Genomic DNA, 13,999 nt, shown 5'->3' with positions numbered 1-13,999 from the left:
GAACAATGTAACAGATTGAAAAGCAACAATGTCACTCCGTTCCGAAGGCACCAAGGTATTTTAAGCTGATTCGAACTCCAAAGGTGTCCTCTGGTTGGGTTTCGCGATTGCGAAAGCGGCGTCGCTCAAATCCAGCAAACAGGGTAAAACACTCGTCCTCATAGATCAGATTTATTCCTGCGCGTGGTGTATAGTCATTTTCAATATCGTGTTGGGCGTAAATACGTGTGCGCCAATGATCTGTTAGCTGGTTTGATAGGGAAATTCTTATCTGTTCGCGTGATCCGTAGCGACTGCTTTCAGTGGTCTCTTCGAAATTCAGGTAGCTTCCTGTAACCCTGAATTCAGGTATCCCAGCTCGAAATCGAGCCTCTTGCTGTCGGAAGTCAAAGTCGTCTTGATCTAGCCGGAAACGATAGAGTAGATCCAGTTCACTAAAGGGCTGTATTCTGATACGCCCAACGTAATCAGAGCTATTGGATCTAAGGCCAGTTCCTTCTGAAAAATCTTCATTATCCTGAATGCGATAACTCTGGCCAATAAAGGCTTCACTATAAAATTCGGTGTAGGTCGAAAAGCTATAGTTCATACCATAATCTATACGGCTGCCCTTATCTATTCGGTCCAGGCCGGCGTAGCGGTTGAGAGCAAAAAGGTTAGTATCGTCAAATTCGACATCCAGGCTATCCTCATTGGGAATATCGTCGTAATTCCCGAAATTCGGCGCCGCAACAGCCTGGACGATAGGTTCGAAAGTCTGTTGAAAATGCTCTGATTGCGCTACCCAAGGATAGCGCCATTCCATTGAAAGTTGGGGAAAAACACGCCCTGCGAAATCTGCGCCTTCAGAGGGCGATGGATCAAAGGCTGTAGAGCCTGGATAGTGATCGTTTGTCCAATAGCCATCGGTTCTTAAACTGGCGCGAAGCGTATAGACATCGCCTATGGCACCCATGAAAGGCTGGTTCCAGGCGGTTGTGAGTGAAAGGCGGCGAACTTCTCGTCCTTTTTCCCTTTGAAGTGACAAGAGGTTGGCGTCCAGTTCGTAGTATCCACTGCCTAGAACTGGCTCACTCACATGATTCCAGTCTAGCATCGGAGCCACGATTGGTTGTCGCGTTGTTGAAACCTGGTCTGACAGGGACTGGTAAGCGAAGGCATTGGCCGAAAAGTAATTGCGCCCTTCTAGCCGCTCAGCAAAGAGGCGACTCTCGTACAATTGTTCTTCGTCACGAAGGTCCACATCATAGACCTTGGGGTAGCTTTCATCGGTGGAACGCCGGATATTGAACCCGGCACGCCATGTGTCCGACAGGTCGAAGCGGCCCATGGCATCGATGTGCCCGCGGAACTGGTCTTCCTTCAACTCACCTCTGGAATTGACCAGGTCAGCTTGTGTGCCGGAAAGGGTGGTTTCGAGAATACCATTCTCAAAAATCTTCCGGAACTCAGTGGAAAGCTGAAGTCCCTGGTTTTGCGTATACATGGGCGTGATGGTGACATCACTGGTTGGCCCGGTTACCCAGTAGTATGGGACCTTTCCATAGTTGCCCAGGAAGTCATCTCTGCCATATTCCGCTGCCAGAAAACCGCTCTTGCGATCCACTGTCCAATCGGCGTGCGAGAAGTAGGGCGTGTAGAAGGATGGTATGCCGAAGAATTCCAGGCGCGCGTTGCGGTAGCGCATCTCCTGGGCTTCCTTGTCATGGATCGCCCGATCGGCCTTGATCTGCCAGAGGGGAGCAGCTTCAGGATCATCCTTGCAGGGCAGACAAGGGCTGAAAACCCCCTGACGAAAGACGGTCCTGTTGTCGTTGGTGCGCACCGCATTGTCCGCCGCAATGCGGGTGTTGTCCGTCAACAGGATGCGTACGTCACGTACGAAGGCCTCCTTCATGTCGCTGGTAATCTCGACATACTCGCCGAAGATTACCTCGCCACTGGGCTCGACCAAGGCAACATTGCCGGTTGCCGTGGCGACATCCGTATTGGTGTTGTAGGTTACGGTGTCGGCCAGAAGTACGCGATCACCCTGGGAGAGTTCCACATTCCCCGTGGCCGTCAGGATGCCAGTTTCCTCGTTATTGCTGACTTCGTCCGCACGCAGAAGGGCGCGTTCATCCTGTTCTTCGGAGGTGTTGGTCGCTGTGGCCGTCTGTGCGGCAACCGGGCTGGCCGATTCGATGAGAAAAGGGGTCAGCAGGGCCAGTATGGCGCCACCCGAATAGAGAATGTTCTTTAAAGTTCCAGAGCTCATTTTGACTCTGAGATCCCCCTGAGATCACGGCAGGCCAACATGGCCCCCAATTGCCCGCCTGGTCCACTGTCAAAACAGATCCAGTATGTCGCTTGAAGCGCAAACTGGTGCCAGCGTCAACCAGCCTTGTCCACTGTAAGTGAGAAAATGCGCAATCGCATGGAATAATGTCCGCACAGGAGGATTGAAGGCCGGCTTTGTCTGTCCAGGCAGCATGCCAGCAGGGCGAGTACGGCAAGTTAGGGGTTTAGCTTGCCGGGCGCTCGTCCTATCTTCATGGCCATCCGCCAAAAATAGCGAGGAAGAATAGATGAAGATCGGTTTTTCAGCACCTGAGGTGCCCGGCAAGGGCACGGTTGTCGTGACCGTCCAGGAAGACGGGCAGTTCGGCGAGATCGGTGCAGAACTGGATCGAACGTCCAACGGAAGCCTTAAGCGTGCCTTGGAGGCAAGCAAACGTTTTCAAGGCAAGAAAAGCGAGTTTCTCGATGTCCTGGCTCCGCAAGGGCTTGAACTGGACCGGATCGTTCTCGCAGGCATTGGCAAGCCATCGGAAAATGGTGAGTTGGACTGGGAAGCACTTGGCGGAAACCTGCTGTTCCACCTGAACCAGACCGGAGTCACGAAGGCCACTCTGATGCTGGAATCACAGAGTTCTGGGCAGATCAGTCAGGAGCAGTTGGCAGCCCGTATCGGTTACGGCGCAAGCCTGCGCAGTTACCGTTTTGACCGCTACCGTACGCGGGAGAAGGAAGACAAGAAGCCGACACTGGAGACAGTGACCCTGGCTCTGAAAGAGCACAAGGCCGCTGAGAAGCTTTACCAGGATCTGGAGAAAACGGTTCCGGGCGTGTTCCTTGCGCGCGACGTCATATCCGAACCAGCCAACATCATCTATCCGGAAAGCTTTGTCGAAAGAGCGCGCCAACTTGAAAAGCTGGGCGTGAAGATCGAGGTCCTGGGCGAAGATGAAATGCGCAAACGGGGTATGCACGCCTTGTTGGGTGTTGGAGAGGGCTCGCAACGGGAATCTCAGCTTCTGGTCATGACCTGGCAGGGTGCCGGGACAAAGAATGATGATTTTCCGGTTGCCTTCGTCGGCAAGGGTGTCTGTTTCGATACAGGGGGCATTTCCATCAAGCCAGCGGCCAGCATGGAGGACATGAAGTGGGACATGGGCGGAGCCGGTGTTGTCCTTGGCCTCATGCATGTGCTCGCTTCCCGCAAGGCGAAGGTGAATGCTGTGGGTGTTTGCGGTTTGGTCGAGAACATGCCGGACGGGCGTGCCCAGCGGCCGGGTGATATCGTCACCTCCATGTCCGGGCAGACCATCGAGATCATCAACACGGACGCCGAGGGTCGCTTGGTCCTGGCGGATGCGCTCTGGTACGCGCAGGAACGCTTCAAGCCCAAAACGATTATCGACCTGGCAACCCTGACAGGCGCCATACTGGTGGCATTGGGCAAGTCTCAGGCGGGATTGTTTTCCAACAACGAGGATTTGGTGGCCAGCCTCGAGAAGGCAGGAGAAGCAACTTCGGAAGCTGTCTGGCACATGCCGATGGGCGAGGAATTCGACCAGCTCATCAACAGCGATGCCGCCGATATGAAGAACACCGGCAACCGATGGGGCGGTTCCATCACGGCGGCGCAGTTCCTGAAGCGGTTCATACAGGATGGAGTTTCCTGGGCACATCTGGACATTGCCGGTGTGACCTGGTCCGAGAAGGACAAGCCGACTGTCCCAAAGGGTGCGACAGCTCATGGTGTTCGCCTTCTGGATCGCTATGTGGCGGACACCCTGGAAGACTGACGGAAGGCAAGCGTGGCCGAGGTTCGTTTCTATCACCTGACGGCGACGAGCCTCGAGTCCGCCTTGCCAAAACTTCTGGAAAAGACCCTGGAGCGTGGCAAGCGGGCGGTTGTCCTGGCGCGCTCGGAAGAACGGGTGGAAGCTCTCTGTTCACATCTGTGGAGCTACAGCGACCGCTCGTTCCTGCCGCATGGCACGCGCCGTGATGGTTTCGCAGAGCAGCAACCGATCTGGCTGACGGATCGCGATGAAAATCCGAATGGGGCCCAGTATCTGTTTCTAACTGATGGTGCGGCCAGTGAGCGACTGGACGCCTTTGAACTTTGCGCACTGCTTTTCGATGGCAGGGATGCAGAGGCCCTGCAGGCCGCACGCGCAGAATGGAAACGCTGCAAGGAGCTGCCCTTGGAGATGACCTACTGGCAGCAGGACGAGCAAGGGCAATGGCAGAAGAAGCAGACAAGCTGAGCGAGGGACTCACATAGGCAAGCCTGGGCTGTTTTAGCCGGCCGCCTCCAGGCTTTCCTGTGCCTTCAGCCAATCTTCCTCCAGGCGGGAAATTTCCCGCTCCAGTTCCGAATGCTGTCTTTGCAACAGAGTGGCGCGTTCCGGATCGTTTGTGTAGAGCGCCGGATCCGCCATTTCGTTTTCCAGCTTCTGTTTCTGCTCTGACAGCTTGGCCAGTTTGCGCTCCATGGCCTTGGCGGATTTGCGAAGCTCTGCCAGTGCAGCCCGGTTCTGCGCAGCTTCCCTGCGTTGTTCCTTGCGTGAGGGACCTGTGGGGGCGCGGACCTTTTCCTCCTGTGAGCGGCGTCGCTCCTCACGCCGTTGCTCCAGCAGGAGTTGTCGGTATTCCTCCATATCACCCTGATAACTTTGAACAGAGCCGTTCTGAACCAGCCACAGCCGTTCGGCGACCGTTTCCACCAGATAGGCGTCATGGCTGACCAGGATGATTGCGCCTTCGAAGTCATTGAGCGCTTCCATCAAGGCATCACGTGCGTCGATGTCCAGGTGGTTCGTCGGTTCGTCCAGGATTAGCAGATGCGGATTCTCTCGGCTTATCAGGGCAAAGAGCAGGCGTGCCTTCTCACCCCCACTCAGTTTCTCAACAGGTGTTTCCGCATGGTGACCAGAGAAGCCAAAGCGCCCCAGATGGTTCCTGATGGCCTGGGGCTTGGCCTCCGGCATCAGGCGCCTAAGGTTCTCGATGGGCGTGGCGTTGTAGTCCAGTTCCTCGCTTTGATCCTGGGCAAAGTAGCCCACGCGCAGCTTGCCCGAGTTGTGCTTGTTTCCAGCCACCGGGGCAAGGCGCCCGGCCAGCAGTTTGGCCAGGGTTGATTTTCCGTTGCCGTTCGCCCCAAGCAAGGCAATGCGATCATCCATATCCACACGCAGGTTGAGATTGCGCAGGACAGGCGGATTCGGAGGATAGCCGACCTCGGTCTGCTCGAGCGTGATGATGGGCGGAGCAAGAGATTCCGGCCGAGGAAAGTTCAGGGAAACCTTGTGATCGTCCACGATCGTGGTGACGGTCTGGAGCCGCTCCAGCATCTTGAGACGGGATTGGGCCTGCTTGGCCTTGTTGGCCTTGGCCCTGAAGCGGTCCACGAAGGCTTGGATGTGTTTGCGCTGGGCGATGACCTTCGCATTATAGGCGGCTTCATGCTCAAGCCTCTCCTGCCGTGTGCGCGCGAAGGTGTCATAATTGCCATTGTAGAGTGTGAGTTTTCCACCTTCCAGATGAAGGATATGATCGGGAATGTTGTTGAGGAGCTGGCGGTCATGGCTGATCAGCAAGAGTGTGCCCGGATAGTTGGCCAGGTAGTTCTCGAGCCAGAGCGTTGCTTCCAGGTCCAGGTGGTTGGTGGGCTCATCAAGCAATAGCAACTCAGGTTCGGAAAAAAGCAGTGCCGCCAAGGCCACACGCATCCTCCAGCCGCCTGAGTAACTGGAGCAGGGCCGATTCTGGGCTTCTTCGTCAAAGCCAAGACCTGCCAGGATCCGGCTCGCGCGCGCTGGGGCACTGTCAGCCCGGATTGTGGTCAGGCGTTCGTGAATTTCAGCAATGCGCATGGGATCGGTTGCACTTTCGGCCTCATTCATGAGAGCCGTTCGTTCCCGGTCCGCCTGCAGAACCGTGTCGATCAGGCTCGTTTCCCCACCCGGAGCTTCCTGCGAGACCTGTCCAATTCGCCTTTGACCGGCCAGCGCGATCTCGCCCCGGTCGGGAGACAGGCTGCCGTCGATCAGGCGGAACAGCGTGGTCTTGCCCGTGCCGTTTCGTCCAACGATTCCAACGCGCCACTTTTCGGACAGCGTGACGGAGGCTTTCGCAAAGAGCGCGCGCCCTTCGACGTGATACTCGAGATTGCTGATTTGGAGCATGTTTCAGACTGTTTGTAACTTGCTGTCAGGAACGGCAGCCTTTCCAAAAAGGCAGAGCCGGCGAGGTTGTGGTTGCCGCTTTGGGCCAGTATAAGGCGCGCGACATTCACGCCAGCAGGAGATTTACACGATCATGGCCAAGGAACGCACTCTTTCAATCATCAAGCCTGATGCAACCCAGCGCAACATCACCGGAAAGATCATCGACCGCCTGGAATCGGCGGGCCTGCGTGTGGTCGCGCAAAAGCGCATCAAGTTGAGCAAGGATCAGGCCGAGGGTTTCTATGCTGTGCACAAGGAACGCCCCTTCTTCAATGACCTCGTTTCCTTCATGACTTCTGGTTCTGTCGTTGTCCAGGTTCTGGAAGGTGACGATGCGATCGCAAAAAACCGGGAAGTCATGGGCGCAACCAACCCGGCCGAAGCGGCAGAGGGGACCATTCGCGCCGACTTTGCCGAGAATATCGAAGCAAATTCAGTTCATGGCTCCGACTCCCCGGAGACGGCCAAGCAGGAAATTTCCTTCTTCTTCAAGGACGAGGAAATTGTCGGTTAAGCTGCCCAGGCAGCAGCAAAAAGGCGGGATATAGATCCCGCCTTTTTTGTGTCATACCAGCAAGAGTCCCATCAGGATCAGCACGATGGCCACGATGGAAGATCCAATAGTGGCAAATTTAAGGAAACCTGAATAAGTCGACTTGTGATCCTGCAGCATGCGGTCTTCGTTCATCTTCTTCCCCCTGACACAGTGGTTTGGCGCTGATGGCTGCTTGGTTCTGCGCGACTATCTAGGAAAAAACACAGATCCATACAAGCTAAACTGCGGCCGGATTGAGCAGAACCTGGCGTTCATCGCAAAGATCGGTGGCCAGGAATACAGAGTCTGAGCCAATTTGGACCTTTCCCTCTGCAATCAGCTTCAGGCAAGTCGGATAAAGCCTGTGTTCTGCCTGCAGCACGCGTTCTGCCAGGCTGTCCGGATCGTCATTGGGCAATACCGGAACGGCGGCCTGCCCGATGATGGGACCGCTATCCACTTCGGACCGCACCATATGAACGGTGCAGCCATGCACCCGAACACCTGCCTCCAAGGCACGCTCATGGGTCTTGAGGCCCGGAAAGGCTGGCAGCAGTGAGGGGTGGATGTTGATCAGCCGTCCGTTCCAACGTTCGATGAACCAGGGTGTCAGGATACGCATGAAACCTGCCTGGCAAATTATATCCGGTGATGCGCTTTCGAGAACATCAGACATTTCCCGCTCAAAGGCTTCGCGGCTGTCGAAATCGCGGTGAGGAACAACTTCGGTCCTGATGCCGGCGACCTTGGCGCGCTCCAGAGCCTGCACGTTGGGAACATTCGAGACCACAAGCCCTATCGAGGCAGGGGAGTCGGGTGCGTCCGCCGAATTCAGCAAGGCCTGCAAATTGCTGCCGCGCCCGGATACCATAACGGCAACACGCAGGGGCTCTCTGAGGGCGCTCGCCATTGCGTCAGTCCAGCACCACGGCCGGGCCGTCCCCTCGTGGAACGACGTAACCAAGTGTGGTCACCTCTTCCCCCTTCTGGCGGGCCACTTCAGCCACAACGTCGGCCAAGCCAGCATCAGCCAGCAAGACCATACCAATACCGCAGTTAAAGGTCCGATAGAGGTCCGTTGTCTCGACCTGACCCGTCCGAGCAATCCAGTCGAACTCCGCGGGCCGTTTCCAGGACGCGGTATCTATTCTGGCTGCTAGCCCGGCCGGCATGACCCGTGGCAGGTTCTCAACCAGGCCACCACCTGTGATATGAGCCATTGCCTTGACGCCACCGGTGGACAGTGCGGCCAGACAGCTCTGGACATAGATCCGGGTCGGGGACAGGAGCGCTTCCGCGAGTGTCCTGTCTGTGTCAAACGGTGCCGCGTCAGCGTAATTGAGCCCCAGGTCGGAAACAATTTTGCGGACGAGTGAAAAACCATTCGAGTGGAACCCGCTGGACGAGAGGCCCAGCAAAAGGTCGCCGTCCTGAACGGTGTCCCCGGTAATCAATCCGGATCGCTCCACGCCTCCCACGCAAAACCCTGCGAGATCATAATCGCCCTCGGCATACATACCCGGCATTTCCGCCGTTTCGCCCCCGACCAGGGCGCAGCCTGCCTGATGGCACCCCTCAGCAATTCCGGCAACAATCTGCCGGCCTGTTTCAGGCTCAAGATGGCCGGTTGCGTAATAGTCCAGAAAGAAGAGTGGTTCGGCACCCTGTACCACCAGATCGTTGACACACATGGCGACCAGGTCGATGCCGATTGTGTCGTGTTTGCCTGCGGCAATTGCCACTTTCAGCTTTGTTCCGACACCATCTGTTGTGGAAACCAGCAAGGGGTCTGTGAAGCCCGCGGCTTTCAGGTCAAAGACCGCGCCAAAGCCACCAAGGCCGCCAAGTGCGCCGGGCCTGGACGTTTTGTCCGCAAGCGGCTTGATGGAATCCACCAGCCTCTTGCCCGCGTCAATATCCACTCCGGCGGCCTTGTAACTATGCCCTGTCATTCCTGTCCCCGCATTTGTATCGGACGCCGTCTTGAAGTATGACTTGCTTCATGTCCCGACGGTCATCAACGGACGGGGCGAGCATAAGCATTCCAAAGGGCCATGCAATGTCGTTTCGCTCTCTAACAGTCGCTCTGAGTGCTGTCCTTTTCATGGGGATTGCGCTTGTCGGTCAGCCCAAAGCCAATGATCTCTACAGGGTCAGTGGCATAGATGTTGACGTGGAAGCGTCAAATGCCGTTGAGGCCCGCGAAGCGGCCATCGCGTTGGGGGAAAGCCGTGCGCTTTCGCGGCTCATGGACCGATTGGTTCCCAGCTCCGCGCGCAATCAGGTGCCCTCGCTTGGTGCTTCCGAAGTATCGAGCCTTGTCGAGGACCTGAGGGTTTCCGACGAGAGGACAACAAGCAGTCGATACATTGCCAGTCTGACGGTTAGTTTTCGTCCCCAGGCTGTCCGGCAATTGCTTCGCGAGAAGCGGGTGCCTTTCGCCGAGCAGCGGAGTGAAGCGGTCGTCGTGCTTCCTGTCTTCGAGCGTGGACAGGATGTGACGCTTTGGCGTGACGACAATCCATGGCTACAGGCTTGGGCGGATCATAGGGGGCGAGGGCTTGTTCCCTTCAGTGTGCCGCTTGGAGATGCCTCGGCCATGTCAATGATTTCGGCACAGGATGCACGTTCCGGCGATCGTGAGGCCCTGGATAGGATTGCCCAGGCAAATGGAACGGATGGTGTGCTTGTTGCCGTAGCAAGGGAAAGCGGCTCGCTGATTCAATTGAATGCACAGTGGTACGAAAACGGGAATGCGCGAAATGTTCCCGTGGAGTCCGTTTCCCGGCGCGATGGTGAGGGGCTGCAACAGGCGCTTGGTCGTGCGGCTGAACAGATATCGTCTGCCATGAATGATATCTGGAAGGAAGAGAACATTCTCAGGTTTGACGAGCAGGAATCGCTGTTGGCTGAAGTCCCCGTGAACAGCCTCGAAGACTGGGCACGTGTGCAGCGTAGCCTGGGGTCGACTTCTGCGGTTCTGGAATATGATGTAGAGCGCATTTCCCGCAGTCAGGGTGTCATCCGCGTCGTCTTTTTCGGTGGTACGGAACAGCTTTCACAGGCCCTGGCACGCGAGAACCTGAGACTGGAACCCAAAAACGGACAGCAGATCGAAGGCGAGGAGCCCGCTCCAACGAGGGGTGAGGCGATGCGCCGTTTTCAGCAGCCGCAATGGCGGATCGTCAACAACCGAGGGGCTGCCAACGAGAGCGTTTCCTTTGACGCTGAGTGAAGCAGGGGTTGGCATTGGACTGGCGTGAACGGCTTGTCTGGCTGCCCAATCTCATTTCGCTGATCCGGCTTTTTGCAGTCCCGGTCATTGTCTTACTCATGCTTGAGGAAGCCTATGCTCCGGCTTTCTGGCTGTTTGTTGCAGCCGGGGCGTCCGATGCCCTAGACGGTTTCATAGCCAGGCGCTGGCGATTGATGACCCGCCTGGGTGCTTATCTGGACCCTCTGGCGGACAAGGTCTTGCTGGTCGCGATCTATGTTACGCTTGGCTTTCAGGAGCAGGTTGCGACCTGGCTTGTTATCCTGGTGCTTTCACGTGATGTCCTGATCATGGGCGGGGCCTTGTTGTATCATCACCTGACGCATGATCTGAAGGTGCAGCCCTTGTTTGTAAGCAAGCTCAATACCGTGGCCCAGATACTTCTGGTTGCGCTGATTATGGCCAAGCTGGGATTGTCACTGGAAACAGGTTATATCGTTGAGAATGCCCTGGTAGCGTTGGTTGCGCTTACAAGCTTCGTTTCTGGTGGCGCCTATCTCGTGATCTGGGGGCGCAAGGCCATGGGGCAGGAGGATTTGTGGTGAGAAATCAGAAGGCCTTGTTGTTCTGGGGCGGCGCCCTTCTTCTCACTGTTGTCCTAATCTACTATCTCAGTACCATTCTGCTGCCGTTCGTGGCTGGAATGGCCATTGCCTATTTCCTGGATCCCTTTTGCGACCGCCTGGAAGAGCGGGGCTGTTCGCGCACGCTTGCAACCACCATTGTTGCCATAGGCTTTTCGCTGCTGGTGCTTCTGTTGCTGGGCTTGATTGTCCCGACAGCCGTAATTCAGCTTTCGGACTTCATTGCACGTATCCCCCAGTACCTCTCTAGCCTTCAGGAAATGGTCAAGGTTATAGGCGAACGCCTGGACGGCTCCTTCTGGGAGGACATGATCCAGCGTGCACGTCAGGCAAGCAGCGAATCGTCCGGTCAATTGACGGAAGTGCTCTGGTCCACACTCAGCGGGATCTGGTCCGGTGGCATGGCCTTGATCAATCTGCTTAGCCTGCTGTTCCTGACACCGGTTGTCTCATTCTTTCTGCTGCGGGACTGGGACAAGCTCGTCCAGCGTATCGACAGCTGGTTGCCGCGCAGGCAAGCACCGACCATACGTCAGCTTGCCGGAGAAGCGGACGATATCCTGGCGGCCTGGGTTCGCGGCGTACTGATGGTCTGCGTTATCCTTGCGACATTCTACTCGGTTTCACTGTCGCTGGTCGGTTTGCAGAGCGGCCTTGTGGTGGGAATGATATCGGGGTTCCTGTCATTCATCCCTTTTGTAGGGGCCTTGACCGGATTTGTTCTCTCAGTGGGTCTGGCGCTGTTGCAATTCGATAGTCTGCTTCCGGTATTCATTGTGGCAGCAGTTTACGGAATTGGTCAGGTGGCGGAAGGCAATTTCCTGACGCCCATGCTTGTCGGTGATCGTGTTGGCCTGCATCCGGTTTTGGCGATTTTCGCCTTTCTGGCCGGTGGGGCCTTGTTCGGTTTCACAGGTGTCATGTTGGCCTTGCCGGTTGCCGCTGTCATTGGTGTGCTCGCGCGCCATGGCCTGAAACGCTATCTAGACAGTTCGCTTTATCGGAAGTTGCCGCAGGACAGTGCCGAGTCCATAGAGGACAGATCATGAAACAGCTGACACTGGAAATAGAGCCCCGCCCGGCCCTGGGGCGTGAAGACTTCCTGGTGTCGGCGGGAAACCGGGCGGCTGTGGAATGGATAGATCGCTGGCCGGAATGGCCGGCTCCAAGTCTGGCCCTGGCGGGCCCTGCAGGCAGCGGCAAGACCCACCTGGCCCATGTCTGGCGTGCACGCAGCCGTGCACTTGCATTGCAGGGCAAAGACCTTATGCGACCCTTGTCGGCCCTGCCCGACAATACCCAGCATTGCCTGATTGACGAGGCCGACCGGCTGGCCGGGGACTCAGTGGGCGAAGAGAATCTGTTCCACATCTATAACCGCCTCAATCAGCAAGGCGGCCACCTGCTGCTGGTGGGGCGCAGCCTGCCCATGCGTTGGCCGCTCGAAATGCCGGATTTGCGCTCTCGCCTGGCAACAGCTGTTCCGGTTGAATTGGCCTTGCCGGACGATGCCCTCATGCAAGCCCTTCTGGTCAAACTCTTTTCCGACCGCCAACTCTTGCCAGGAAAAGGGGTCATCGATTTTCTGATCATGCGCATGGAGCGATCCTATGCTGCTGCCAGCCGGATCGTTTCCGAGATGGACGCGCGCGCGCTCGAGGAACGACGCGAGGTTCGCCTTCCTCTGGCGCGTGCGGTGTTGCATGACCAGGAGCTGCAGGAGCAAGCCGCAGCTGAACCCCATATGGAATTTGAACGAACAGAGGAGACAGAAAGATGAATCTAGGTATTTCAGGACGCAGGGCGCTTGTCTGTGCGGCCAGTCGTGGATTGGGGCGAGCCTGTGCAGAAGCGCTGGCGGCAGAAGGTGTGTCTTTGACAATTGTTGCCCGCAATTCAGAGCCCCTTGAAGCGACGGCAGCGGCTTTGCGCAAAAATCATGGTGTGGACGTGCAGACTGTCGCTTGCGACATCACGACCGTAGAGGGCCGGCAAAAAGCGCTCAATGCCTGCGCAAAGCCGGACATCCTGGTCAACAATGCCGGCGGGCCGCCTCCGGGCGACTTTCGTGACTGGTCCCGTGACGACTGGATCGCAGCGCTGGACGCCAACATGCTGGCGCCCATCGAGATGATCAAGGCAACCATAGATCCCATGATGGACAATGGCTTCGGACGCATTGTCAACATTACCTCGGCTGCTGTTAAGGCGCCCATTCAGACCCTCGGCCTTTCCAATGGCGCGCGGGCAGGGCTGACAGGTTTTGTTGCCGGCTTGGCGCGCCAGGTTGCACATCGCAATGTGACGATCAACAACCTCCTGCCGGGGCCGTTCGAGACAGATAGATTGCGTTCGAACTTCGAGACCGCCGCCAAGAAAAGCGGCAAATCCGTCGAGGAGGTGCGTGAAGCGCGCATGAAATCCAACCCGACAGGACGCTTTGGCAACCCCGAGGAGTTTGGTGAAGCTTGTGCTTTCTTCTGCTCGGTCCGTGCAGGGTATATTACGGGGCAAAATCTTGTTCTGGATGGAGGCTCCTATCCGGGTACTCTGTAAAGCCTCCGTTAATCTTGCCAGCGCAGAATTGGATCGTTTGAGCATTAGCCATTTGCTGCTGCTGGCGTGCGGGAGCGACCCTGGACTGGATTCGGTTTGAAGCGCGTTATCCTGATTTTTCTGTTTCTGCTCTTGCTGGCTGCTGGTGTGGTTGGCTACTGGCAGTTCGGCCTGCCTGGGCAAAAGGATAGCGCGCAACCCGAGCCGGTCATGTCCGAATATCTTCAAGTTCCACCGTTGGTTGTGCCTGTCATCGAGGAAGGGGTTGCCGTTGAGCAAATCCAGCTGCGGGTGGAGCTGGAGCTGGCTGGGCCATCGAGCCTGGAGGAGGCCGAGGAGAAAATGCCTCGACTGGTCGATGCCATGCTTGCACAGTTGCATGGCTTGATGGCTTATCGCCAAATACGAGAAGAGAGCAACGAGTTGCCTTTTCTCAAGAAGAGATTGCAAATCTCCCTAGAAGATAGTTTCGGTGAGGGGGAATTGCGTGATGTATTGATCAAGGATATCTCTCGCCGTCCCTTGGGGACGGGGGTAGTGGATTGATTTC

14 protein-coding genes are annotated in these 13,999 nt (G+C 56.6%); 9 read left to right on the top strand and 5 right to left on the bottom strand.

Annotated elements, in window-relative coordinates; genetic code table 11:
* Window positions 1-31: 31 nt before the first annotated feature.
* Window positions 32-2,257, bottom strand: a complete 2,226-nt coding sequence (locus G502_RS18645; RefSeq protein WP_022727467.1) for an LPS-assembly protein LptD — start codon at window positions 2,255-2,257, stop codon at window positions 32-34.
* Window positions 2,258-2,567: 310 nt separating this feature from the next.
* On the opposite strand from G502_RS18645, the gene G502_RS0104490 reads away from it, so the two are divergent.
* The gene (locus tag G502_RS0104490; RefSeq protein WP_022727466.1) at window positions 2,568-4,070 is read left to right on the top strand and encodes a leucyl aminopeptidase; all 1,503 of its coding nucleotides are present in this window, start codon (window positions 2,568-2,570) and stop codon (window positions 4,068-4,070) included.
* Between the two features lie 12 nt (window positions 4,071-4,082).
* Entirely contained in the window at window positions 4,083-4,538 is a 456-nt protein-coding gene (locus G502_RS0104485; RefSeq protein ID WP_022727465.1) for a DNA polymerase III subunit chi, read from the top strand.
* Window positions 4,539-4,571: 33 nt separating this feature from the next.
* Here G502_RS0104485 and G502_RS0104480 read toward each other — a convergent pair whose 3' ends face one another.
* Complete coding sequence (locus G502_RS0104480; protein ID WP_022727464.1) at window positions 4,572-6,458, bottom strand: ABC-F family ATP-binding cassette domain-containing protein; 1,887 nt, start codon at window positions 6,456-6,458, stop codon at window positions 4,572-4,574.
* A gap of 133 nt (window positions 6,459-6,591) precedes the next feature.
* Between G502_RS0104480 and ndk the strand changes: the two genes are divergently transcribed.
* Entirely contained in the window at window positions 6,592-7,014 is a 423-nt protein-coding gene (ndk, locus tag G502_RS0104475) for a nucleoside-diphosphate kinase (protein ID WP_022727463.1), read from the top strand.
* A gap of 51 nt (window positions 7,015-7,065) precedes the next feature.
* Here the strand turns inward: ndk and G502_RS21900 are convergent, their stop codons facing one another.
* The 3 genes from G502_RS21900 to purM all read right to left on the bottom strand — a co-directional run bounded on the left by G502_RS21900 (window position 7,066) and on the right by purM (window position 8,987).
* Window positions 7,066-7,188 (bottom strand): aa3-type cytochrome c oxidase subunit IV, encoded by a 123-nt coding sequence (locus G502_RS21900; RefSeq protein WP_022727462.1) that lies wholly within the window; start codon window positions 7,186-7,188, stop codon window positions 7,066-7,068.
* Window positions 7,189-7,273: 85 nt separating this feature from the next.
* Window positions 7,274-7,945, bottom strand: a complete 672-nt coding sequence (gene purN / locus G502_RS0104465) for a phosphoribosylglycinamide formyltransferase (protein ID WP_022727461.1) — start codon at window positions 7,943-7,945, stop codon at window positions 7,274-7,276.
* 4 nt (window positions 7,946-7,949) lie between these two features.
* On the bottom strand, window positions 7,950-8,987 hold the full coding sequence (purM, locus tag G502_RS0104460; RefSeq protein WP_022727460.1) for a phosphoribosylformylglycinamidine cyclo-ligase: 1,038 nt from the start codon (window positions 8,985-8,987) through the stop codon (window positions 7,950-7,952).
* A 107-nt stretch (window positions 8,988-9,094) separates the two neighbouring features.
* Here purM and G502_RS0104455 point away from each other — a divergent pair, with 107 nt between their 5' ends.
* From G502_RS0104455 to G502_RS0104430, 6 genes are all read left to right on the top strand, one after another.
* Window positions 9,095-10,270, top strand: a complete 1,176-nt coding sequence (locus tag G502_RS0104455) for a DUF2066 domain-containing protein (protein ID WP_022727459.1) — start codon at window positions 9,095-9,097, stop codon at window positions 10,268-10,270.
* Between the two features lie 14 nt (window positions 10,271-10,284).
* The gene (locus tag G502_RS0104450) at window positions 10,285-10,854 is read left to right on the top strand and encodes a CDP-alcohol phosphatidyltransferase family protein (protein WP_022727458.1); all 570 of its coding nucleotides are present in this window, start codon (window positions 10,285-10,287) and stop codon (window positions 10,852-10,854) included.
* Complete coding sequence (locus G502_RS0104445) at window positions 10,851-11,942, top strand: AI-2E family transporter (protein ID WP_022727457.1); 1,092 nt, start codon at window positions 10,851-10,853, stop codon at window positions 11,940-11,942. Before G502_RS0104450 ends, G502_RS0104445 begins: the two co-directional genes overlap by 4 nt.
* Window positions 11,939-12,673, top strand: coding sequence for a P-loop NTPase family protein (locus tag G502_RS18640; protein WP_022727456.1), 735 nt, complete (start codon window positions 11,939-11,941; stop codon window positions 12,671-12,673). Before G502_RS0104445 ends, G502_RS18640 begins: the two co-directional genes overlap by 4 nt.
* Window positions 12,670-13,449 carry an SDR family oxidoreductase gene (locus G502_RS0104435; protein ID WP_022727455.1) on the top strand — a complete coding sequence of 260 codons (780 nt, stop codon included), beginning with the start codon at window positions 12,670-12,672 and terminating at the stop codon, window positions 13,447-13,449. The genes G502_RS18640 and G502_RS0104435 overlap by 4 nt, the downstream gene beginning before the upstream one ends.
* Window positions 13,450-13,545: 96 nt before the next feature.
* On the top strand, window positions 13,546-13,995 hold the full coding sequence (locus G502_RS0104430; protein WP_022727454.1) for a flagellar basal body-associated FliL family protein: 450 nt from the start codon (window positions 13,546-13,548) through the stop codon (window positions 13,993-13,995).
* The last annotated feature ends 4 nt before the right edge of the window (window positions 13,996-13,999 follow it).

This window comes from Fodinicurvata sediminis DSM 21159, assembly GCF_000420625.1.
GTDB lineage: Bacteria > Pseudomonadota > Alphaproteobacteria > Kiloniellales > DSM-21159 > Fodinicurvata > Fodinicurvata sediminis.
Note: the sequence above shows the minus strand (reverse complement) of the source record. Positions and strands in the feature narration are given on the sequence as shown.

Excerpts from the sequence above, each read along its gene's own strand:
- G502_RS0104480 (WP_022727464.1), bottom strand. The coding sequence starts at position 6,458 with ATGCTCCAAATCAGCAATCTCGAGTATCACGTCGAAGGGCGCGCGCTC.
- G502_RS0104455 (WP_022727459.1), top strand. The coding sequence starts at position 9,095 with ATGTCGTTTCGCTCTCTAACAGTCGCTCTGAGTGCTGTCCTTTTCATG.
- G502_RS21900 (WP_022727462.1), bottom strand. The coding sequence starts at position 7,188 with ATGAACGAAGACCGCATGCTGCAGGATCACAAGTCGACTTATTCAGGT.
- G502_RS18640 (WP_022727456.1), top strand. The coding sequence starts at position 11,939 with ATGAAACAGCTGACACTGGAAATAGAGCCCCGCCCGGCCCTGGGGCGT.
- G502_RS0104490 (WP_022727466.1), top strand. The coding sequence starts at position 2,568 with ATGAAGATCGGTTTTTCAGCACCTGAGGTGCCCGGCAAGGGCACGGTT.
- G502_RS18645 (WP_022727467.1), bottom strand. The coding sequence starts at position 2,257 with ATGAGCTCTGGAACTTTAAAGAACATTCTCTATTCGGGTGGCGCCATA.
- ndk (WP_022727463.1), top strand. The coding sequence starts at position 6,592 with ATGGCCAAGGAACGCACTCTTTCAATCATCAAGCCTGATGCAACCCAG.
- G502_RS0104435 (WP_022727455.1), top strand. The coding sequence starts at position 12,670 with ATGAATCTAGGTATTTCAGGACGCAGGGCGCTTGTCTGTGCGGCCAGT.
- purM (WP_022727460.1), bottom strand. The coding sequence starts at position 8,987 with ATGACAGGGCATAGTTACAAGGCCGCCGGAGTGGATATTGACGCGGGC.
- purN (WP_022727461.1), bottom strand. The coding sequence starts at position 7,945 with ATGGCGAGCGCCCTCAGAGAGCCCCTGCGTGTTGCCGTTATGGTATCC.